Below are 21,297 nucleotides of genomic sequence, written 5' to 3'. Positions count from 1 at the left end.
ATCTTATTCCCTGATATGGCCGTTCCCTAATACGATCCACTTCTGCGAAGTCAGCCCTTCCAGACCTACCGGCCCGCGGGCATGAAGTTTATCGGTGGAAATCCCAATTTCAGCACCCAGACCATATTCGAAGCCATCAGCAAAGCGGGTCGATGCATTTACCATCACCGAGCTGGAATCCACTTCCGTGAGAAAACGCCGGGCCTGGGTAAAGTCCTCAGTGACAATCGTTTCAGTATGATGGGACCCATAATGGGTAATATGCTCAATCGCCTCATCCAGCCCAGCCACCACCCGGATAGCAAGAATAGGGGCCAAATACTCAGTGTACCAGTCTTCCTCTGTGGCAGGCTTGACCTGTGGCAATAGGCCTTGGGTTTCCGAGCAGCCCCGCAGTTCCACCTCGGCGGTTCGGTAATGTTCCCCTAAAACCGGCAACACCTTGGCGGCAATCCCGCGGGCCACCAATAAAGTTTCCATGGCATTGCAAACCCCATAGCGCTGGCATTTTGCGTTCACCGCAATAGCCACCGCCTTGTCCAGATCGGCCCGTTCATCAATATAGACATGGCAGATCCCATCCAAGTGCTTAATGACGGGTAGCTTTGCTTCCCGGCTAATACGCTCAATCAGGCCCTTGCCTCCCCGCGGAACAATCACGTCCACATAGGCTTCCTGAGTAATCAGCTCACTGACGGCCGAGCGGTCGGTGGTTTCGACCACTTGCACCGCCTCCCGTGGTAATCCCGCCTGCTCCAGCCCCTGGTGGATACAACGGGCAATAGCTTGATTAGAATGGAGTGCCTCGGACCCCCCCCGAAGGATAACTGCATTCCCTGACTTTAAACATAGACCAGCGGCATCAGCGGTGACATTGGGGCGGGACTCATAAATGATCCCAATCACTCCAAGAGGAACCCGCATCCGCCCTACCTGGATACCCGAAGGCCGGTAGTTGAGGTCGCTAATCGCGCCCACTGGATCAGGCAGGGATGCAATCTGGCGCAATCCCTCGGCCATCGCCTTAATTCTTGCCTCTGTCAGCGTCAGTCGATCCAGCAAAGCCTCATCTAATCCTTTATTCCGGCCTACGGCTAAATCCTTACGATTGGCCTCATCCAAGGCCTGCCCTTCCGCCTCGAGAATAGAAGCCGCTTTTTCCAGGGCTCGGTTTTTGTCTGCGGTGCTGGCCCGGGTCAATATTCGGCTGACGTCACGGGCGCGGCGACCTAGGTTCTGCATGTAATCTTTGATGTCCATATTGATCTAACTACTTCTTAGACTAGTCACGTCTCTATGCGTTGAAGATGCCCCTTGACCAAAGGGGAAATTATGCCCTGTCTAGCTCATAGCCCAAGTTTCCCCGGCACGGAGGGAAGAGCTCAACTCCTGCAATAGCGATACATAATTGCAGAATTGCCTCCCACGGACGGCCCTTCGCCGCGCCCTTAATCATCCGGTCGATGTCGCTCAATCGCTGTAGGAAAATCCGCCAACGGTACGCTGCATGGCGGGACAGGGCCTGCTTGCTCAGGGCCTTGCGTCGCTCCCATACTCGCTCCTCTCTCAAGGCCTGATCTACCGGGGTTCCCTGGGCGCAAGCAGTGGCGACACGAACCAATCGCCGCAGTTCCCAAGCCAAGGCCCCCAAAACCACAGAGGGATCCACACCTTCGGCACGCAGCCCACGCCAGATCCGTGATATCCGAACCACATCGCCTGCTAACGCACTCTCTACAAGGCGAAATGCATCATAACGGGCACTGTCGGCAACGACCTCCTCTACCCCATGGATATCGATGGTCCCTTCCGGACACAACAAGGCCAACTTATCAATCTCTTGGGCACAAGCGAGCAGATTGCCTTCCAAGCGCTCCGCCAACGCGGTTACGGCCTCCGGCGTAGGATGCAGGTTTTTGCTCTGCATCCGGCGCTCAATCCACCGGGGCAGCAAAGAGGGATCGACTTTAAACACCTGGACCACAACCCCCGCTTGCTCAAGCAGGGAAAACCATGAACTCCCCTGGTGCCGGCGCTCCAATTTATTACTAATGATCAGCAAAAGGGTGTCCCGGCTTGGGTCTTTCCCATAAGCTTGCAACGCTTTAGCTCCAGGCTCCCCAACGCCCCCGCCCGACAAGCGTAACTCAAGAAGGCGACGGGAGGCGAACAAAGAGAGACTTTCGGTGGCCAGTTGCAATTGCCCCCAGTCAAACCCACGGTCAACATGCATCACCTCCCGCTCATTAAAGCCTTGAGAGCGGGCTTGGGCACGAATCAGATCAGCCGCTTCTTCTATTAGCAGCGGTTCATCGCCGAAGAGCAAGTAAATGGGAGCAATTTTACGCTCCAGATGGGCGGCGAGCTGTTCTAGCTTAACTCTCATCCATTCAGGGTGGGCGGTAACGCCTCTAAACGCCAGAGAATCTGCTGTACCATTTCTTCCTGCAAGACCTCCCGCAACAGAGCTTCTTGCTCTCCGGCTGAAAGCACACTGCGCTCGTCAAACTGATACTCCCTCATTAACTCCAGCTGCTGGGATGGTAGCAATATTTCCCCCTTAGGATTGGTGACTTGAAACTGCAATACATATTTAAGCGCATATTCTTGCACCTTACCCGTTGCTCCCACAGAAAGCACTTGCCGCTGCAACTGGTTGTAGGTCACGCTTAATATGGCGCTGGCTTCTGCAGGCACTGAGGTGACGGTAACCCCATAGGCCTCAAGGCTACGCTTAAGGCCGACTCCCAAATCACTGTAAGGCACCACTCCTTGCAGGTAGGTGCGTTCCAATAAGGGCGAAAGTTGAGTATCGCCACGCAGATGAAAACCACAGCCTGCCAGCAGCAATAGCGAGAATAAAGCGGCTCTCCCTAGCCATTGCCTAACCATAGCAGAAAAACTCAATGGCTTACCTGACAACCAGGTTGACAAGGCGATGGGGAACGAGAATCACCTTCCGTACCGTCTTCCCTTCAATAAACCGCTGCACATTCGGCTCACTTTGGGCCTGGGCCTCAATCACTTCCCGTGAGGCCTCTGCCGCTACCGTAATTTGCCCACGCCGCTTACCGTTGACTTGGACGACTAAATCAACCGTCTCCTTAACCAGGGCTGCGGGATCGGCTTCTGGCCAGGAGGCATCGATGACGGCCCCCTCATGTCCCAGTTCCCGCCATAGCCGGTGGCAAATGTGGGGGGTAATCGGCGACAGCAACAGCACCACGGTCTCTAGGGTCTCCTGACGTACCGCTTGTCCCTGAGGGGTATCGTCATCAAGCTTTGCCAGGGCATTCATCAACTCCATGACTGCCGCAATTGCGGTATTAAAGGTATAGCGCCGACCGATATCATCACTGGCCTTAACGATGGTTTCGTGGACCTTGGTCCGGAGAAGTTTTTGTTCAGCACTCAGAGTCTTAACCTCCAAGGGCGGGACTGATCCCTGCCTTTGAGCGACATGAGTGGCCACCATCCGCCAGAGTCGTTTAAGAAACCGGTGCGCGCCCTCCACGCCACTCTCGGACCACTCCAGCGACTGCTCCGGCGGCGCGGCAAACATGATAAACAAGCGCGCGGTGTCTGCTCCATATTGTTCAATAAGCGCCTGGGGGTCCACCGTATTGCCCTTGGACTTGGACATCTTAGCGCCGTCTTTGAGCACCATCCCTTGGGTTAGCAGATGGGTAAAAGGCTCATCGCCCCGCACCAAACCCATATCCCGCATCACCTTATGGAAAAAGCGCGCATAGAGCAGATGCAGCACCGCGTGTTCAATGCCGCCAATATACTGATCCACCGGAAGCCAATAATGGCCCCGCTCATCCACCATGGCAGCGTCATTATCTGGGCAACAGTAGCGGGCATAATACCAGGAGGACTCAAAAAAAGTATCGAAGGTATCCGTTTCCCGCTCAGCGTTTTCACCACACCGGGGACAGGTGGTCTGGTAAAACTCAGGCATCTGCTTGAGCGGTGAGCGGACTCCGTCGAAGCGGACCCCTTCAGGCAACACCACCGGCAGCTCTTCCTCGGGTACGGGTACCGCGCCACAGGAGGGACAATTGATCACCGGGATAGGGGCGCCCCAATAACGCTGGCGTGACACGCCCCAGTCCCGCAGCCGATAATTCACTACTCGCTGCCCCTTGCCCTGACCTTCCAAGTGCTGGGCAATGGCGGCAAACGCCTGCTCAAAATCAAGGCCGGTAAATTGGCCCGAGTTTATTAACACCCCTTTCTCTACAAAGGCCGCTTGTTCTAAATGACAAGCACTCTGATCATCCTGGGGGGCAATCACCTGTTGAATAGGCAGCCCATACACCTGGGCAAACTCGTAATCACGTTGGTCATGGGCAGGGACAGCCATCACCGCCCCGGTGCCATAGCTCATGAGAACAAAATTGGCGACCCAGATAGGTATCGTTTCCCCCGTAAGCGGATGAACCGCTTTAAGACCGGTATCCATGCCCTTTTTTTCCAAGGTTTCTAGAACCGCCTCAGAGGTGACCGTATGCTGGCACTCTTCGATGAAAGCCGCCAATGCCGGGTTAGTCTTCGCCGCTTCCCGGGCCAGGGAATGTTCTGCTGCCACTGAAACAAAGGTAACTCCCATCAAAGTATCAGGGCGGGTAGTGAAGACCAACAGGGGCGCTCTCCCCTCCACCTGGAACTGCACTTCCACCCCTTCGGAGCGGCCAATCCAGTTGCGCTGCATGGTCCGCACCTGCTCTGGCCAGCCGCTAAGTTGATCCAAACCGGTGAGCAATTCCTCCGCATAGGCCGTGATCTTCAAAAACCATTGGGGGATCTCGCGCCGCTCCACCACGGCGCCCGAACGCCAACCCCGACCATCGACAACTTGCTCATTAGCTAAAACAGTCTGATCAACGGGGTCCCAGTTAACCAGAGCCGTTTTTTTATAAACCAACCCCTTATCGAATAATTTCGTAAACAACCATTGTTCCCAATGGTAATAGGCAGGATGGCAGGTGGCTAATTCCCGGGACCAGTCATAGGCAAAACCTAACCGCTTCAACTGTCCCCGCATGTAGTCGATGTTTTGATAGGTCCATTGATCCGGTGGCACCCGATTTTGCATTGCCGCGTTCTCGGCGGGTAAACCGAAAGCATCCCAGCCCATGGGTTGGAGCACATTTTTCCCCCCCATGCGCTGATACCGGGCGATGACATCCCCAATGGTGTAATTCCGCACATGCCCCATGTGCAGTCGCCCGCTCGGATAGGGAAACATGGATAAGCAGTAGAATTTCTCCCGGGTCGAGTCTTCGATCACACGAAAGCTTTGGTGTTGTTCCCAATAGGCCTGAGCCTCGGCTTCAATCTGAGTAGCTTGGTAATGTTCTTCCATCGAGGTTTAATGAGTTCACTGACAAAATGACTTAAATCAAAGAGAAAACCGAGAATATCAAGCTCCAGCCACTCACCCGGTGGTCGACGGACCAAGAAACAATCGGTAAGCCGGATTATCGCTTTCCTCTTGGTAATCGTAAGCAAGTTCATCTAAAAAAGTCTGAAACTCCACTTTCTCAGCCGCAGGCACTTGAATGCCGACCAATATTCGGCCATAAGCCGCGCCATGATTGCGGTAATGGAACAAGCTGATATTCCAACGACTCCCCATGCAGGTTAAAAAACGCAACAGGGCGCCCGGGCGCTCGGGAAACTCGAACCGGTACAATACCTCATTCTCCAGCTTTGGCGCCCGCCCACCGACCATATAACGGATGTGGAGCTTAGCCATCTCATTGTCGGTCATATCGACCACAGCATAGTGCTTAGCGCGAAGTTCCTGAAGTAACCGATCCTTGGCATGGCCGCTGTCACACATCTGGACCCCTACAAACACATGGGCCTCGTTGGAATCAGCATAACGATAATTAAACTCGGTGATTCCCCGTTGACCAATCGCCTTACAAAATTCAAGGAAACTGCCCCGCTGCTCGGGAATGGTGACGCAAAATAAAGCTTCCCGCCGTTCCCCTAATTCGGCCCGTTCGGCCACATGGCGCAGACGATCGAAATTGATATTGGCCCCACTGTCAATCGCCACCAAACGCTGACCCTGTAGCCCTTCTCGCTCCACATACCGCTTTAATCCCGCCACCGCAAGGGCACCCGCCGGTTCCGCGATAGAGCGGGTATCCTCGAAAATATCCATAATAGCGGCACAAATGGCATCACTATCCACCAAAATCACCTCATCCACCGTCTCCCGGGCGATACGAAAAGGCTCCTTTCCTACCTGGCGGACAGCGGCCCCATCGGCAAAAATGCCCACATGGTCAAGCACAACCCGCTCTTTTGCTTGCAGGGCCTGATAAAGGCTCGGAGCATCGTCAGGTTCCACGCCGATAATACGGATTTCAGGTGAGAGGGCTTTGACATAAGCGGCCACCCCGGCAATAAGCCCCCCGCCACCGACGGGCACGAATAAGGCCTGCAATGGATCCGGGTGTTGACGCAAAATCTCCATCGCGATGGTTCCCTGTCCCGCGATGACCTCAGGATCGTCATAGGGATGGATAAAGGCACGCCCCTCGCCTTCGGCCAAAGCCAATGCATGTTGGCAGGCTTCATCATAAGTATCCCCCACCAGGTCGATCTCGGCCCCCAGATCACGCACGGCTTCAATCTTAATGGGCGGCGTCGTCCGAGGCATCACAATTCGAGCGCTAACCCCCAGTTTGCGGGCGGAAAGGGCAACCCCCTGGGCGTGATTCCCCGCCGAAGCGGCAATGACCCCTCGAAGGCGCGCCTCTTCTGACAGGTGAGTAAGCTTATTATGGGCACCCCGTAGTTTAAAGGAAAAAACCGGCTGGAGATCTTCCCGCTTCAACAACACAGCATTTTTTAATCGCAGGGAAAGGCGCCGCATGGGCTCCAGCGGTGTCTCCCTTGCGACCTCATAAACACGGGCCTTGAGAATACGTTCTAGGTAACTGTACAGCATTACTATACATTAACAACAATGAGCAACAGTGTCAGCGACTTCCCGTTTCACATATAATTAACACACGCGGGCGATGGACTATACAATAAGGAGCAGGACGATGAGTCCCGATGAAATGAAAAAGCTAGCGGCTAAAGCCGCCCTTGAGTATGTAGAACCTGGCGCTGTTATCGGTATTGGCACCGGTTCTACAGTCAATCACTTTATTGAACTGCTGGGGACGGTCAAAAGCAAGATTGATGGCGCTGTCTCCAGTTCTGAAGCTTCCACTGAGCGGCTTAAAGCCTTAAACATTCCCGTTTATGACTTGAATGCAGTAGGAGAAATCCCACTTTATGTCGATGGCGCCGATGAATCCAATCATTACCTGCAACTGATCAAAGGAGGCGGGGGCGCCCTCACCCGGGAGAAAATCATTGCCTCTGCCAGTAGAAAATTTGTCTGCATCGCAGACCAGTCAAAGTTGGTTGATATATTGGGCGATTTCCCTCTCCCGGTGGAAGTTATCCCTATGGCGCGAAGCCATATCGCACGGCAAATTGTCAAGCTTGGTGGAGAACCCGTTTACCGGGAAGGCTTTGTCACTGATAATGGCAACCAGATTCTGGATATCCACGGGCTTTCGATCATGGAGCCCGCAAAGCTGGAAGGGCAACTCAATAATATTCCAGGCGTTGTCACCAATGGCCTTTTCGCCATAGATCCGGCGGACGTGCTCATCCTGGGCACCCCAGAGGGCGCTAACACCGTTTACTCCAAATGAAATCAGTAAAGTGTCGCCCTTTTTGGAGCTAATTAAGAAACTTGAGGCCAAGTCCTCGGTTATCTTGACGAACGACTTCCGCCTTGAGTAGTGGCGGAGTTTCACCATCGGCAAGAGGATCTTTAAGTCGTACAGTCACCACTTGCCCTACCGGTGGGATAGCCTGACCATCAACGCGGAGCAGGATGCCACTATCGCTCAGATCGCGAGTTTTAAATACGAGCGGACCTGCCGTGGCGGGCGTCCATTCAACCTGAACCTCTACTGTAACCGGCAGGCGTTCTGATTTTCGCCTTTCGACCATAAACACTCCTTCAAATAGAGGCGGAGCAACTTTTTGAACTTCAGATTACTATATCGGCTATTTTCTGACGGCATAAACGACAAGAGTGCTGAGGCGCTTGTGCTTAGCGAAAAGAATTAGCGCTCAGAACTGGCATCATCATTGCGCATGTTTAAACCCCTACCCTTTTATATCGGCCTGCGCTATACGCGGGCTAAACGCCGTAGCCATTTCATCTCATTTATTTCCCTGACCTCTATGCTGGGCGTCTCCCTAGGGGTAGCGGCTTTAATTACCGTGCTCTCGGTAATGAATGGCTTTGAGAAGGAACTACGCACCCGCATCTTGGGAATGGTCTCCCATGTTATCGTCACCGGCCCCGACGGAACCCTTGGGAATTGGCAGGCACTCAAGGCCCAACTAGAAAAAGACTCCAGGCTTGTCGGCATAGCCCCTTTTGTAGAGGGGCAGGGTATGCTGACTCATCGCAGCCAAGTGCGAGGAACATTAGTACGTGGAATTCTGCCTCAGCAGGAAGATCAGGTTGCCGATATCCGCAGCAAGATGGTGGTAGGCAGCCTCGATGTCTTGCACCCTGGGAGCTTCCAAATCGTGTTGGGCATGGATTTGGCCCGTGCCCTTGGGGTCTTTGTCGGCGACAAGATTACCTTGGTCACGCCCCATGCGACCACTACTCCGGCAGGAGTCATCCCTCGCCTTAAGCGGCTTACGGTAGCGGGAGTCTTCCAAGTTGGAATGTATGAGTATGACAGCGCCCTTGCCGTTATGAACCTGGAGGATGCCGCCTTACTCTTTCGCATTCCGGGGAAAATCAGCGGGCTTCGTCTTAAGCTCGATAATTTATTCAAGGCCCCCTACGTTGCCCGTGAGCTGCGGGAAACTTTACCGGGCAGCTACCGGACAGCGGACTGGACTTACCAACATGCCAATTTTTTTCGTGCCTTGAAAACAGAAAAGACGGTCATGTTTGTCATTTTGTTTCTTATTGTGGCCGTTGCCGCCTTTAACATCGTCTCGACCTTAGTAATGGTAGTCACGGATAAGCAGGCGGACATCGCCATCCTCCGCACTTTGGGGGCCACACCCGCAAGTATTATGGGAATCTTTATGGTTCAGGGCACTGCCATCGGCTTTATCGGCACACTCCTGGGGATGATAGGGGGAATTGCCCTGGCCTTTAATGTAGAAACCGTAGTGCCCCAAATAGAAGCCTTGTTTGGCGTGCAATTCCTCCCTGCGGATGTCTATTATATTAGCGATCTTCCCTCAGAATTGAGCTGGCATGATGTGATTACCGTCTGCAGTACCGCCTTCCTACTTTGTGTCCTAGTGACTCTCTATCCCGCGTGGCGAGCTGCTCGTACTCAGCCTGCTGAGGCCCTGCGCTATGAATGACACCGAGAAAGCAGCGGTACTTTGCTGCCGTGATTTAGCCCGGAGTTTCACTGACGGCTACCTTTCTGTAGAGGTGCTGCGGGAGGTCAGTTTATCCATTGCCCCAGGGGAATGCGTGGCTATTGTCGGCGCTTCGGGCTCAGGCAAAAGCACCTTGCTCCACCTGCTAGGAGGTCTAGATCGCCCGACCCACGGCCAAGTTTGGGTTGCTGGTCAAAATCTAGCTCAACTCAGTGATACGGCGTGCGGCCAATTACGTAACCACGCCCTTGGTTTTGTCTATCAACTCCATCACTTACTACCTGAATTTACCGCTCTGGAAAATGTCGCTCTACCCCTGCTTATTGCCGGCGCTAAAACAACCCATGCCCAAGAGAAAGCCACAACACTGCTACAACGGGTTGGCCTAGAGGCACGACTTCATCACAAGCCGGGGGAACTTTCAGGGGGTGAGCGCCAGCGGGCCGCCGTAGCCCGGGCACTAGTGACCGATCCTCGCTGTGTGCTGGCCGACGAACCCACGGGCAACCTAGACCGGAAAAATGCTGAACAGGTCTTCAATCTCATGCTAAAGCTCAACAGCGATTTCAATACCGCGCTAGTAGTGGTGACCCATGATCCGCATTTAGCGGTGCAGATGGATCGGGCGCTCACCCTAGTAGACGGACGCTTAATGTCAGGATTATTACTCTAAGCGGGGTGTTACGTTAAGCACAACGCTTATCCCCCGGTTTCGGTATTATCTTGCGCCGTTTGCGTTCTTTCCAGCGCCGCCCCACCTCCATTCGCCATAAACCAAGGGTTAGCATCCCCCCTGTCAGGCCCACAACCAGGCCTACGACTAAACAACCCAGTAAAAACGGCTCCCAAATAGTCACCAACCGAGTCTGCAACCAATGCCAAGTCAATTCAAACGTCACCTCTTGGACTGAAATGCCTAACAACCAGGTCCCGACCTTGTAGGCAAAGAAAAATATGGGTCCCATTGTCAAGGGATTGGTGACCCAGACCATCAACACAGAAACGGGTAGATTCACCCGCGTCCATACCGCTGCGATGGCAGCCACCAACATCTGGCCAGGTAAGGGGAGAAAGGCAATAAATAGCCCGATGCTTACCGCCCCAGCCACTGAACGGCGGTTGAGGTGCCAAAGGTTGGGCACAGAGAGCCACTCCCCAAGATATTGCAACTGCTTATGCTCTTTGAGTCGGTGAGGGGGGGGTAAATAGCGTCTAAGAAATCGGCGTGGCATAACGTCATAAACTCTACGAAATTCGCATTACGTCCATTAATCTACGATTATGATCTGAATCCTAAAGGCATGGTGTTAAATATCCACGATCAGGATCCTCAACCCATAGTGTTAAATGCGCTCACCTTTCTTGCAGGGATAGTGATTCTGCAGCAATTGCCTCTGCTGCCGAATTCAAAATGGTCCTTACTCCTATGGGGATTCATTCCACTAGCTCTCTCCTACCAACGCCTGAGACCGGTGTTGCTGATTGCCACCGGCTTCCTCTGGGCCCTATTCCGGGCCCACCTATTACTCTCCCAGGAACTCCCTCCAGCATTAGAAGGGCAGGACGTTCTGCTTGAGGGTAGGGTAGTTTCCATCCCAGAAACCCAGGATCACAGCCTACGCTTTGCCTTTGCTATTGAGCGCTTAATTTTCAAAGGCCAACCACGGCACGCTCCCAAACGGGTACGCCTCAGTTGGTATCAAGATCCTCCTTCAGAACTTAGAGTGGGAGATCGCTGGCAGCTGATGGTCCGCCTCAAACGTCCCCGAGGGTTCATGAATCCGGGCGGCTTCGATTATGAAGGCTGGCTCTTCCGCCAAGGCTTTCGGGCTACGGGTTACGTCCGCTCGGCAACAGCCAATCGCTTTATCGAGTCCCACTGGTATCATTCTCCCATCGATCGAGTCCGTCAACATCTGCTTGAGCGTATGACCACCGTCCTTGCTGACAGCCCTCAACAAGGGCTCGTTCAAGCACTCACCTTGGGCGAGCGTGGCGGCATCACCCCCCCACAATGGCAAATCCTAGAGCGTACCGGAACCAATCATCTCGTCGCCATTTCGGGACTGCACATCGGTTTACTCGCAGGATTCGCCTATTTTTTGGGGCGGCGCCTATGGTCCCTGCGAGCAGCCAATACCCTAGCCTTGCCGGCCCATCAGGCGGCGGCTCTGGGGGCTATTATCAGCGCCCTATTCTACGCTGCTCTGGCCGGCTTCTCCATTCCTACCCAACGGGCCCTGATCATGGTCAGCGTGGTCATGTTGGCGGTATTAGTAAAACGCCCTGTCCGTGCCTCCCGTACCCTTGCACTGGCCCTGATATTGGTATTAATCTGGGACCCCCTCTCTGCTCTTGCCCCCGGTTTTTGGCTCTCCTTTGGCGCGGTGGCGGCACTGATGATGGGGATGACCGAATTTCGCCCTTTACCTTCCCCCCAAAGCGCGAGTTTTAACCCTGTCTCTCACCGCCTGGGGCGCCTTTGGCAAGAGTGGGGCAAAGCCCAATGGGTGGTCGCCTTAGGACTGGCCCCCCTGCTCCTCTACCAATTTCAACGTCTTTCCCTGGTGGCCCCGCTGACCAACCTGGTGGCTGTCCCCTGGATGGGGTTGCTCATCGTCCCACCCCTGCTTTTGGGCACCCTCTTATTGATTCCCTTTCCCCTGGTGGGGACAGCCCTCATCAACTTTGCCGACACTCTGCTGGCTCTGCTTTGGGGCTTGCTCAGCGGGTGCGCAACGCTTCCTATGGCCCAATGGGAACAATACCGTCCCCCTCTTTGGGTGCTCCCCCCCGCTATCCTCGGCAGCCTATTGCTGTTAGCCCCCCGGGGGCTACCCGGCCGCTGGCTGGGGCTGGTGGCACTCCTTGTCTTATTCCTCACCCCCCCACCACGTCCAGCCCATGGAACCCTGTGGTTTACGCTCCTCGACGTGGGACAGGGGCTCGCAGCAGTCGCCCGTACTCGCCACCATACCCTAGTCTTCGATGCTGGCCCCCGCTATAGCAGCCGATTTAATACGGGTGAAGCCGTCGTCGCCCCGTTTTTAAGCAGCCAAAATACCAGTGACATCGACACTCTCGTGGTCAGCCATGGAGATAATGATCATCTCGGAGGCGTAGCAGGCCTGCTACGCCATATCCCGGCGCAACAGATCTTGACCAGCGTTCCCGAACAACTACCCTGGGCTCACCCCAAGCCCTGCGTTCATGGCCAACACTGGCGCTGGGACGGCGTTGACTTCCAAATTCTCCATCCCCCAGCCACCCAAGGTCACGGCAATAATCATTCCTGCGTACTACGCATTACAAGTGGAGAACAACGCATCCTCATTGCCGCCGATATTGAGCGCTCTGCAGAACGAACCCTATTGGCGATGAATGCCGATGAACTTGCCGCGACGATTTTAGTCGTCCCCCATCACGGCAGCTTGACTTCTTCAAGCCCCGAATTTGTAGCGGCCGTCAATCCCGAGCACGCCCTGTTTGCGGTAGGCTACCGTAATCGTTGGGGCTTTCCTAAGCCGGCCATTGTACAACGTTATCTCGCCCATGGGGCAAAATCATGGAGCACTGCCCGCCACGGGGCCATTACCTTTCATTTAGGCAATGAACCCCTAGGAAAACCAGAGACTTTTAGGCAATCCAACCGCCATTACTGGACCGGAAACTAAAATTTATGGATTTGGGACTGCCTGCTGGTTGCAGTATTATTGAGGGAGCTTATGTAGGTACCGAGTAAGACTTCTGACTAAAACCCCCAACCACAGCAAAGGAATACTCATAAACCGTGCTTGAAATCATTAAAGCTGGCGGCTGGTTAATGTTACCGATCCTTGTCTGTTCCATCGTCGCCATTGGAATTATCATCGAACGTTTCTGGTCCCTGCGCCGGCAGCGGGTCGCCCCCAAACACCTCGTAGGCCAAATCTGGCAATGGCAATGCTGCAATCAACTCCATGAACTCCAAATTAAACGAGTGCGGGAAAACTCCCCCCTCGGTCGGATATTAGCTGCAGGGCTGGTGAACCGAAATCATTCCCGTGAAATTATGAAAGAGAGCATCGAAGATGTTGGCCGTCATGTCACCCTGGAATTAGAACGTTTCCTCAATACCTTGGGGACGATTGCGGCGATTACGCCATTGCTTGGCTTGCTGGGTACCGTCATTGGAATGATCAAAGTTTTCACCGTCATTAACACCCAGGGCGTTGGCAATCCGGCAGTGCTGGCAGGGGGAATCTCTGAGGCACTCATCACTACCGCCGCAGGCCTTGCAGTGGCCATCCCCAGCTTAATGTTTTACCGTTATTTTCGCGGCAAGGTCATGGCCTTGGTGGTAGACATGGAAGAGCAGGCAATCCAACTGGTGGAGGTCATGCATGGGGACCGGGAACTTGACCCGGTTGAAAATGCAGCCGCCTGAATATCTATTGAATCCTCTTTAGACGCAGAAACCTAGCTTGGAACATCATGAATATACACCCAACCTCCCATAATGAACCAGAAATCAATCTGACCCCGCTGATTGATGTGGTTTTCTTACTCCTTATTTTCTTCATGGTCTCAACCAGCTTTATCCACGAATCGGAGATGAAAGTAGATTTGCCTGAAGCCACCACCCGCCCCATGGAGCAACAGGGCCCCCCTATCCAGGTGACTATTGGCAAAGGGGGGAAGATTGCCATCAATGGAAAGCGTCTCCTTAACAACCAGTCTGCTACCCTCACGGCAGCGATAAAAGAGGCAGCAGGGGATCGTCAACATCCCCACGTGATTATTAGCGCTGACGCCAAAACCGACTACCAATCTGTGGTCACGGTCATGGACGTGGCTCAACAACTAGGGTTTGAACGCCTGAGCCTAGCCACTGCCCAACGTCGCAACGACCCCTAATTTCCTCTACATCCCCATGACGCTGACCCCCTCCTTGGAATCCGGGCTTACAGCTTATCGCCGTCTGCTCAGTTATGTCCGACCTTACCGCTGGATCTTCGCGGTCTCAGTCATCACCATGGCCGTCTACGCAGCCACCGAGACCGGCCTGGCAGCACTCATGAAGCCCTTGATGGACGGAAGCTTTGTGGAACGTGATCCGGCCACCATCAAACTTATTCCCCTTCTCTTAATTGGCCTATTTGTCATCCGTGGTATCGCCAATTTTATTACCAATTATGGCCTCAAGTGGGTCGCTCGCCGGGTCGTAAAGGACCTGCGGAAAGACATGTTCTGCCATCTTCTTACCCTGCCGGCCCGTTACTATGACCAAAATTCTTCTGGTCAACTCCTAGCAAAGCTCATTTATGATGTCGAGCAGGTTTCCAATGCAGCCACCGACGCCATCCTCACCATCGTCCGGGATTCCTTGACCATTCTGGGACTCCTCGCCTGGATGGTCTATTTGAATGGTCTGCTCACCCTCATCATTCTGGTGACCGTGCCTATTATTGCCCTCATTGTTTGGTGGATCAGTCACCGTTTCCGCCGGATTAGCCGAAAGATTCAAAATTCCATGGGTAATGTCAGCCAGGTGGCCCAAGAAGCGCTTGAAGGTCATCGGGAAGTCAAGATTTTTGGCGGGCAAACCTATGAAGCCGAACGTTTCGAGCAAGTTAATGAGCAAAACCGTCAACAAGCCATGAAAATGGTGGCCACTGATGCCATCAGCCAGCCGGTAGTTCAGTTCATTGCCGTGCTAGGATTGGCTGGAGTCATTCATCTCGCCACGCGCGAATCCATGCTCGCCCAAATCAGCATCGGCACCTTTATTTCCTTTGTCACCGCCATGATGATGCTGCTTGGCCCCGTTAAACGCCTCACCAAGATCAATGGGACTTTGCAGCGAGGCATTGCCGCAGCCCAAAGTATCTTCAGCCTATTGGGAGAGCCCCCTGAAACAAATGGTGGACAGCACGCACTGGGGCGCGCCCAAGGGGCAGTCCGCTTTGAGCAGTTGTCTTTCTGCTATGACGCCACCAAAGGCCCAGTGCTCGAAAATATCAGCTTGGAGATCATGCCCTGCCAAACCGTCGCTTTGGTAGGCCATTCAGGCAGTGGCAAATCCACTTTGGTGAACCTGCTCGCCCGTTTCTACGAGATTGATTCTGGGCGTATCTTTTTAGACGGGATTGATATCCAAGAACTCCCCCTCACGGAGCTACGTAGACAGATTGCCTTGGTCAACCAACAGATCGTCTTGTTTAACGACACCATCGCTCATAATATCGCCTATGGAAGCCACCGGCAAGTCAGCAAACAAGACATTATCCGCGCTGCTGAAGCTGCCCATGCCATGGAATTCATCAACCGCTTGCCTAAGGGTTTGGAAACCATCATTGGCGAGAATGGAGTCCTCCTTTCCGGAGGCCAACGGCAACGACTCGCCATTGCCCGGGCCTTGCTTAAGGATGCCCCCATCCTCATCTTAGACGAAGCCACCGCCTCCCTAGACACCGAGGCCGAACGGCATATCCAAGCGGCTTTAGAGACCCTGATGCGCCGCCGGACCACACTGGTCATCGCCCATCGACTGTCCACGGTGGAAAATGCCGATCAGATCATTGTGTTGCATCAAGGCCGGATTCTCGAACGGGGGACCCATCGCCAGCTTCTCGCCCAAGAGGGTCACTATGCCGAACTCTACCGCCTGCAATTCCACAATGGCAACGAACCCACCCTGCCCCTCGCCGCAAATGTTGGATTATAGATCTCTTATTCTCAACTATTGGTATAGCACTCACCCTACACGCTGGTTGCTCACCCCCCTCAGCGCTCTTTTCCAAATGGCGGTAAAAGGGCGTCAATGGGCCTATAGTCAAGGCCTGAGGGCTATCCAAATGCTCCCCGTACCCGTCCTGGTCATTGGCAATCTAACCTTAGGAGGGACAGGAAAAACGCCGCTCATCATTTGGTTAGCACAATTTCTCCGGCGCCACGGTTACCGGCCGGGACTTATCAGCCGCGGCTATGGGGGCCAAGCCCGAAATTATCCCCAGCGCGTCTATCCTGACAGCGACCCGCGTCTTGTCGGTGATGAAGCCATTCTCCTGGCCCGGCGCACTGCCTGTCCTCTCGTGGTGGGGCCCGATCGGGCCGCCGCTGCCCGGACCCTTTTAGCCCACGCTGGCTGTGATGTCTTGCTTTCAGACGACGGGTTGCAGCATTATGCCTTGGGCCGAGATATCGAGATCCTGGTGGTGGACGGAGCACGCCGTTTTGGTAACGGTCATTGTCTACCCGCTGGCCCCTTAAGAGAACCCCTAGATCGCCTGCAAACCGTGGATTTAGTGGTCACCAACGGTTTTCCTCAAGCGGGTGAATTTGCCATGCACTTACAGCTTCAAGCCGCTCGCCGCCTCACTGACGGCACCCCCTGTCCCCTAAAAAATTTTCGTCACTCCAAGGTACATGGAGTCGCCGGAATCGGAAATCCAGAACGCTTTTTTATTCAGTTACAAACCCAGGGTCTCACCGTTCAGCCACATCCTTTTCCGGACCACCACCGTTTCCAGCCTGATGACCTCACCTTTGAGGATCAGCAACCGGTACTCATGACAGAGAAAGATGCGGTAAAATGTACCTATTTTGCCCGCGACAACCATTGGTCTGTTCCCTTGGATGTTTCTCTGCCAACCTCCTTTGGCGATCAGGTGCTTGACTTACTGCAGCAGGCTTCTAGAAAAAAGCTAAACATAGAAACCACAGGATGATCCATGGATAAAAAATTACTTGAGATACTTGCTTGCCCAGTATGCAAAAGCTCCTTGGTCTATCAGAAAGCAAACCAGGAGCTCATCTGTAAGGCATGCCGTTTGGCCTACCCTATCCGGGATGACATTCCGGTCATGCTTGAAGAGGAAGCACGACAACTTGATCCTGAGGAGGAAGTCTAGCCTCTGCAGAAGAACTCAAGTAGCATTGGCAACTCAGAACTAGCGCTCCCTTAAAGAGGTGCCATACTCAAATATTCCAGGGGAGGGGCGTCCTCCCGCCTGAAGACAAAGGCGCAACAATAGCCTGCTAGAACCCAACAAAACGGTTGCTAGATTTAAGATCATGCTTATACTGCTAACTAATCAAATTAATTCATTACAGCACCGAAAAAGGCTTAATTAGACAGCAGCGCCACCTAACCCTCCCTTGTACTCTTACCTTAGTACCGCTAAAGTTTGCCAAAATCCAAAGAAGGGGATAAAGATGTCCATGAAGGAAACTAGACAATTTACTTCAGAATCGGTCTCCGAGGGTCACCCGGATAAAATCGCGGACCAAATCTCGGATGCGATCCTAGATGCCATCTTGGCCGAGGATAGGAAAGCACGGGTGGCCTGTGAGACTTTAGTGAAAACCGGCATGGTGCTGGTAGCAGGAGAAATCACCACCCAAGCCCAAGTGGACTATGAGAAAATCATCCGCGAACTTATCATCAAAATTGGCTACGACAGCTCAGAAATGGGGTTTGATGGGGCGACCTGTGCCGTGTTGAATGCCATCGGCAAGCAATCACCTGATATTGCCCAGGGCGTTGACCGAGAACTGGAAGAAGAGCAAGGTGCAGGCGACCAAGGGATGATGTTTGGCTATGCGAGCGATGAAACCGATGTTTTGATGCCCGCGCCCATTACCTATTCCCATCGCTTGGTGCAGCGCCAGGCCGAGGTACGGCGTAGCGGCGAATTGCCTTGGTTGCGTCCAGACGCTAAAAGCCAAGTCACCTTGCTTTATGAAGATGACATCCCGGTGGGAATCGATGCCATTGTCTTATCTACCCAGCATAGCCCCGAAATAAAGCAAACCACCTTGCGTGAGGCGGTTATCGAGACCATTATCAAACCCGTACTACCCGCCGAATGGCTGGCCCGCTGTAAGTCTGAAAACATCCATGTGAACCCGACCGGCAGTTTCGCTATCGGGGGACCCATGGGCGATTGCGGACTGACTGGACGTAAAATCATTGTCGATACTTATGGTGGAATGGCCCGCCATGGGGGAGGCGCTTTTTCAGGCAAAGATCCCTCCAAAGTAGACCGCTCTGCTGCCTATGCCGGCCGCTATGTCGCTAAAAATCTCGTGGCTGCGGGCTTGGCGGAGCGTTGCGAGGTTCAAATCTCATACGCCATCGGCGTCGCCGAACCCACCTCCGTGAGCGTCAATACCTTCGGTACTGGCAGAGTTGCAGAATCTCGTCTCGTCCAGTTGATCCGAGCACATTTTGATCTGCGACCCGCAGGTCTGCTACGGATGCTAGATCTGCTCCAGCCCATTTATCGAAAGACCGCGGCGTACGGCCACTTTGGCCGGGAAGAGCCCGAATTTACCTGGGAGCAAACCGATAAAGCCGAGGCACTGCGCGATGCAGCGGGCTTGGGCCCTGCTACCGCTGAAGTTGTCAATGTTCGCTCTGAAAGCCACTAATCCTGGAAATTCAAGGGAAATTTAGGCGGTAAATTTTAACTATCGGGCCATACCTGAACAAAACAAATCTGGGAGAATCTATGAGCACACAGACCGCAGAAAATCTGACCTCTGATTATAAGGTTGCAGATATCAGTCTTGCTGACTGGGGCCATAAAGAGATTGCCATTGCTGAAACCGAAATGCCTGGCCTCATGGCCCTGCGGGAAGAATACCAAGGGCAGAAACCCCTGGCTGGCGCCCGTATTGCTGGCTGCCTCCACATGACCATTCAAACGGCTGTTCTTATCGACACGCTAGTGGCCCTCGGCGCTGAAGTGCGTTGGTCCTCATGTAATATTTTTTCCACCCAAGACCACGCCGCCGCAGCCATCGCTGCCAAAGGGATTCCGGTCTTCGCATGGAAAGGAGAAACCGAAGAGGAATACTGGTGGTGCGTTGATCAAACCATCCACGGGCCCAATGGCTGGCAACCCAATATGCTGCTCGATGATGGGGGGGACCTCACCGCCGTCATGCATGAGCGATACCCCGAGATTTTAGAAGGAGTCCGTGGCCTTTCTGAGGAAACCACCACTGGCGTACACCGATTGTACGAAATGATGGAGCAGGGAACCCTGAAAGTCCCCGCCTTTAACGTCAACGATTCGGTCACCAAGTCTAAATTTGATAACCTTTATGGTTGTCGGGAATCTCTCCTTGACGGTATCAAGCGAGCAACCGACGTCATGATTGCGGGTAAAACCACGGTGATATTGGGATATGGCGATGTGGGCAAGGGATGCGCCCAATCCCTCCGTGGTCAAGGAGCCACGGTGTGGGTTACCGAGATTGATCCTATTTGTGCCCTCCAAGCAGCCATGGAAGGTTTTCGCGTTGTCACCATGGAAGAGGCGGCAAGCAAGGGGGATATTTTCATCACAGCCACCGGCAATTATCACGTGATCACCCACGAACATATGCAAGCGATGAAGAATCAGGCCATCGTTTGCAATATCGGTCACTTTGATAGCGAGATCGATGTGGCCAGCCTGCGGCAATATACCTGGGAAAACATTAAACCCCAAGTGGACCACATCATCTTCCCAGATGAGAAGCGTATCATCCTCCTCGCTGAGGGCCGATTAGTCAATTTGGGTTGCGCCACGGGTCATCCAAGCTTTGTCATGTCCAATTCATTTACCAACCAAGTCTTGGCCCAGATCGAATTATGGAACAATCCAGAAAAATATGGGAAGCAGGTTTATGTGCTACCGAAAAAACTGGACGAACAGGTCGCTCAGCTGCACCTAAAGAAGCTCGGTGCTCAATTAACCCCGCTTACCGAAGAACAGGCCAAATATATTGGCGTTCCAGTGGATGGACCCTATAAGCCGGACTATTATCGATATTAAGCTATTTTAAAGATATCTAAAGAAAATATAGGAAGGGAATCGCTCTCTAAGTAGGTGCAATACCCAAGCTAGCCGTCGGCGATTAGCTCAAGCCGTTGCGTCGCCGACGGTTATTTACTCCCACTTTCACCATGACATTATGCACTCTCAACGGAAATATCCTTTAACTTTTAGCTGTGAATTCTTCCCCCCTAAGGGTAATGAAGGCGCCTCTAAACTGCGTCGGACTCGAAAGAAACTTGCCCTACTCCATCCTCGTTACTACTCGGTGACTTTTGGGGCAGGTGGCTCTACCCGTGACCGAACCTTCGAGACGATTTTAGAAATCCAGGCAGAGGCCAAGAAAAGCGGCATTGACGCTGCCCCCCATCTCTCTTGTGTGGGCTCTACCCGTGGGAATATTCGAGAAATTCTAAAGGCTTACCAACAACATGGTGTCAAACGGCTGGTCACTCTCCGGGGCGATCTACCTTCTGGAATGGTTGATCCCGGAGATTTTCATTACGCCAACCAATTGGTGGAGTTCATTCGCGCTGAAACGGATGATTATTTCTACATTGAGGTGGCTGCTTATCCCGAGGTCCACCCCCAAGCGCGCTCTGCCCAGGCTGATCTTATGAATTTCAAACGCAAGGTCGAGGCAGGGGCTAATAGCGCGATTACCCAGTATTTCTACAATATCGACGCTTATCTCCGCTTTGTGGATCGCTGTGAAAGCGTAGGCATCGACCTCCCCATTGTTCCTGGGATCATGCCGATTAACAATTACGTGCAGTTAGCCCGCTTCTCCGACGCCTGCGGCGCAGAAATTCCGCGCTGGCTACGGAAACGATTGGAGGAGTTTCATGATCCGGCGGCCATGAGCGCCTTTGCTCTTGATGTCGTCAGTGATCTCTGTCATCGCTTGCTAGAGGCGGGTGCTCCAGGGTTGCATTTCTATACTTTAAACCGGGCAGGCCCTACCCTTGCCATCTGGGATAACTTAGGGTTGGAAGCTAAGCCTGCTGATCTACCTACTGCTGCCAAGACATAG

Annotated in this window: 19 protein-coding genes; 12 read left to right on the top strand and 7 right to left on the bottom strand. The window is 53.5% G+C overall.

The annotated features are described in order from the left end of the window. Positions 1 to 3: 3 nt before the first annotated feature. The 5 genes from NHAL_RS02650 to ilvA all read right to left on the bottom strand — a co-directional run bounded on the left by NHAL_RS02650 (position 4) and on the right by ilvA (position 6,973). Positions 4 to 1,260: a glutamate-5-semialdehyde dehydrogenase gene (locus tag NHAL_RS02650; RefSeq protein WP_013031619.1), complete on the bottom strand. Its 1,257-nt coding sequence runs from the start codon at positions 1,258 to 1,260 to the stop codon at positions 4 to 6. A 70-nt stretch (positions 1,261 to 1,330) separates the two neighbouring features. Further along, positions 1,331 to 2,386, bottom strand: coding sequence for a DNA polymerase III subunit delta (gene holA / locus NHAL_RS02645; protein WP_013031618.1), 1,056 nt, complete (start codon positions 2,384 to 2,386; stop codon positions 1,331 to 1,333). Further along, positions 2,383 to 2,892 carry an LPS-assembly lipoprotein LptE gene (locus tag NHAL_RS02640; RefSeq protein WP_013031617.1) on the bottom strand — a complete coding sequence of 170 codons (510 nt, stop codon included), beginning with the start codon at positions 2,890 to 2,892 and terminating at the stop codon, positions 2,383 to 2,385. The genes holA and NHAL_RS02640 overlap by 4 nt, the downstream gene beginning before the upstream one ends. Before the next feature lie 19 nt (positions 2,893 to 2,911). Continuing rightward, positions 2,912 to 5,371, bottom strand: coding sequence for a leucine--tRNA ligase (gene leuS / locus NHAL_RS02635; protein ID WP_013031616.1), 2,460 nt, complete (start codon positions 5,369 to 5,371; stop codon positions 2,912 to 2,914). Positions 5,372 to 5,443: 72 nt separating this feature from the next. Continuing rightward, on the bottom strand, positions 5,444 to 6,973 hold the full coding sequence (ilvA, locus tag NHAL_RS02630; RefSeq protein ID WP_013031615.1) for a threonine ammonia-lyase, biosynthetic: 1,530 nt from the start codon (positions 6,971 to 6,973) through the stop codon (positions 5,444 to 5,446). A 100-nt stretch (positions 6,974 to 7,073) separates the two neighbouring features. Here ilvA and rpiA point away from each other — a divergent pair, with 100 nt between their 5' ends. Beyond that, complete coding sequence (rpiA, locus tag NHAL_RS02625; RefSeq protein WP_013031614.1) at positions 7,074 to 7,736, top strand: ribose-5-phosphate isomerase RpiA; 663 nt, start codon at positions 7,074 to 7,076, stop codon at positions 7,734 to 7,736. A gap of 28 nt (positions 7,737 to 7,764) precedes the next feature. On the opposite strand, the gene NHAL_RS02620 is transcribed toward rpiA, so the two are convergent. Continuing rightward, positions 7,765 to 8,040, bottom strand: a complete 276-nt coding sequence (locus NHAL_RS02620) for a PilZ domain-containing protein (protein WP_013031613.1) — start codon at positions 8,038 to 8,040, stop codon at positions 7,765 to 7,767. 147 nt (positions 8,041 to 8,187) lie between these two features. Here NHAL_RS02620 and NHAL_RS02615 point away from each other — a divergent pair, with 147 nt between their 5' ends. Next, a complete protein-coding gene (locus tag NHAL_RS02615) occupies positions 8,188 to 9,435 on the top strand; it encodes a lipoprotein-releasing ABC transporter permease subunit (RefSeq protein WP_013031612.1) in 1,248 nt (415 codons plus the stop codon). Next, entirely contained in the window at positions 9,428 to 10,129 is a 702-nt protein-coding gene (gene lolD / locus NHAL_RS02610) for a lipoprotein-releasing ABC transporter ATP-binding protein LolD (RefSeq protein ID WP_013031611.1), read from the top strand. Before NHAL_RS02615 ends, lolD begins: the two co-directional genes overlap by 8 nt. 13 nt (positions 10,130 to 10,142) lie before the next feature. Here lolD and NHAL_RS02605 read toward each other — a convergent pair whose 3' ends face one another. Further along, on the bottom strand, positions 10,143 to 10,688 hold the full coding sequence (locus NHAL_RS02605; protein ID WP_013031610.1) for a DUF2062 domain-containing protein: 546 nt from the start codon (positions 10,686 to 10,688) through the stop codon (positions 10,143 to 10,145). Positions 10,689 to 10,757: 69 nt separating this feature from the next. On the opposite strand from NHAL_RS02605, the gene NHAL_RS02600 reads away from it, so the two are divergent. From NHAL_RS02600 to metF, 9 genes are all read left to right on the top strand, one after another. Then, on the top strand, positions 10,758 to 13,130 hold the full coding sequence (locus tag NHAL_RS02600; protein WP_013031609.1) for a DNA internalization-related competence protein ComEC/Rec2: 2,373 nt from the start codon (positions 10,758 to 10,760) through the stop codon (positions 13,128 to 13,130). 116 nt (positions 13,131 to 13,246) lie between these two features. Next, positions 13,247 to 13,882, top strand: a complete 636-nt coding sequence (locus NHAL_RS02595; RefSeq protein WP_013031608.1) for a MotA/TolQ/ExbB proton channel family protein — start codon at positions 13,247 to 13,249, stop codon at positions 13,880 to 13,882. A 47-nt stretch (positions 13,883 to 13,929) separates the two neighbouring features. Next, a complete protein-coding gene (locus tag NHAL_RS02590; protein ID WP_013031607.1) occupies positions 13,930 to 14,352 on the top strand; it encodes an ExbD/TolR family protein in 423 nt (140 codons plus the stop codon). Between the two features lie 16 nt (positions 14,353 to 14,368). Then, positions 14,369 to 16,162, top strand: coding sequence for a lipid A export permease/ATP-binding protein MsbA (gene msbA / locus NHAL_RS02585; protein ID WP_013031606.1), 1,794 nt, complete (start codon positions 14,369 to 14,371; stop codon positions 16,160 to 16,162). After that, the gene (lpxK, locus tag NHAL_RS02580) at positions 16,149 to 17,165 is read left to right on the top strand and encodes a tetraacyldisaccharide 4'-kinase (RefSeq protein WP_013031605.1); all 1,017 of its coding nucleotides are present in this window, start codon (positions 16,149 to 16,151) and stop codon (positions 17,163 to 17,165) included. The genes msbA and lpxK overlap by 14 nt, the downstream gene beginning before the upstream one ends. Before the next feature lie 3 nt (positions 17,166 to 17,168). Continuing rightward, positions 17,169 to 17,348: a Trm112 family protein gene (locus NHAL_RS02575; RefSeq protein ID WP_013031604.1), complete on the top strand. Its 180-nt coding sequence runs from the start codon at positions 17,169 to 17,171 to the stop codon at positions 17,346 to 17,348. Positions 17,349 to 17,658: 310 nt separating this feature from the next. Further along, positions 17,659 to 18,870 carry a methionine adenosyltransferase gene (gene metK / locus NHAL_RS02570; RefSeq protein WP_041355357.1) on the top strand — a complete coding sequence of 404 codons (1,212 nt, stop codon included), beginning with the start codon at positions 17,659 to 17,661 and terminating at the stop codon, positions 18,868 to 18,870. Between the two features lie 80 nt (positions 18,871 to 18,950). Further along, positions 18,951 to 20,264 (top strand): adenosylhomocysteinase, encoded by a 1,314-nt coding sequence (gene ahcY / locus NHAL_RS02565; RefSeq protein ID WP_013031602.1) that lies wholly within the window; start codon positions 18,951 to 18,953, stop codon positions 20,262 to 20,264. 139 nt (positions 20,265 to 20,403) lie between these two features. After that, positions 20,404 to 21,297 (top strand): methylenetetrahydrofolate reductase [NAD(P)H], encoded by an 894-nt coding sequence (gene metF / locus NHAL_RS02560; RefSeq protein WP_013031601.1) that lies wholly within the window; start codon positions 20,404 to 20,406, stop codon positions 21,295 to 21,297.

It is taken from the genome of Nitrosococcus halophilus Nc 4, from assembly GCF_000024725.1.
GTDB lineage: Bacteria > Pseudomonadota > Gammaproteobacteria > Nitrosococcales > Nitrosococcaceae > Nitrosococcus > Nitrosococcus halophilus.
This window is presented reverse-complemented; position numbering and strand designations above follow the sequence as displayed.

What these genes read in the sequence shown, in the direction of transcription:
- NHAL_RS02650 (WP_013031619.1), bottom strand. Translation starts at nt 1,260, where the DNA reads ATGGACATCAAAGATTACATGCAGAACCTAGGTCGCCGCGCCCGTGAC.
- holA (WP_013031618.1), bottom strand. Translation starts at nt 2,386, where the DNA reads ATGAGAGTTAAGCTAGAACAGCTCGCCGCCCATCTGGAGCGTAAAATT.
- NHAL_RS02640 (WP_013031617.1), bottom strand. Translation starts at nt 2,892, where the DNA reads ATGGTTAGGCAATGGCTAGGGAGAGCCGCTTTATTCTCGCTATTGCTG.
- leuS (WP_013031616.1), bottom strand. Translation starts at nt 5,371, where the DNA reads ATGGAAGAACATTACCAAGCTACTCAGATTGAAGCCGAGGCTCAGGCC.
- ilvA (WP_013031615.1), bottom strand. Translation starts at nt 6,973, where the DNA reads ATGCTGTACAGTTACCTAGAACGTATTCTCAAGGCCCGTGTTTATGAG.
- rpiA (WP_013031614.1), top strand. Translation starts at nt 7,074, where the DNA reads ATGAGTCCCGATGAAATGAAAAAGCTAGCGGCTAAAGCCGCCCTTGAG.
- NHAL_RS02620 (WP_013031613.1), bottom strand. Translation starts at nt 8,040, where the DNA reads ATGGTCGAAAGGCGAAAATCAGAACGCCTGCCGGTTACAGTAGAGGTT.
- NHAL_RS02615 (WP_013031612.1), top strand. Translation starts at nt 8,188, where the DNA reads ATGTTTAAACCCCTACCCTTTTATATCGGCCTGCGCTATACGCGGGCT.
- lolD (WP_013031611.1), top strand. Translation starts at nt 9,428, where the DNA reads ATGAATGACACCGAGAAAGCAGCGGTACTTTGCTGCCGTGATTTAGCC.
- NHAL_RS02605 (WP_013031610.1), bottom strand. Translation starts at nt 10,688, where the DNA reads ATGCCACGCCGATTTCTTAGACGCTATTTACCCCCCCCTCACCGACTC.
- NHAL_RS02600 (WP_013031609.1), top strand. Translation starts at nt 10,758, where the DNA reads ATGGTGTTAAATATCCACGATCAGGATCCTCAACCCATAGTGTTAAAT.
- NHAL_RS02590 (WP_013031607.1), top strand. Translation starts at nt 13,930, where the DNA reads ATGAATATACACCCAACCTCCCATAATGAACCAGAAATCAATCTGACC.
- msbA (WP_013031606.1), top strand. Translation starts at nt 14,369, where the DNA reads ATGACGCTGACCCCCTCCTTGGAATCCGGGCTTACAGCTTATCGCCGT.
- lpxK (WP_013031605.1), top strand. Translation starts at nt 16,149, where the DNA reads ATGTTGGATTATAGATCTCTTATTCTCAACTATTGGTATAGCACTCAC.
- NHAL_RS02575 (WP_013031604.1), top strand. Translation starts at nt 17,169, where the DNA reads ATGGATAAAAAATTACTTGAGATACTTGCTTGCCCAGTATGCAAAAGC.
- metK (WP_041355357.1), top strand. Translation starts at nt 17,659, where the DNA reads ATGAAGGAAACTAGACAATTTACTTCAGAATCGGTCTCCGAGGGTCAC.
- ahcY (WP_013031602.1), top strand. Translation starts at nt 18,951, where the DNA reads ATGAGCACACAGACCGCAGAAAATCTGACCTCTGATTATAAGGTTGCA.
- metF (WP_013031601.1), top strand. Translation starts at nt 20,404, where the DNA reads ATGCACTCTCAACGGAAATATCCTTTAACTTTTAGCTGTGAATTCTTC.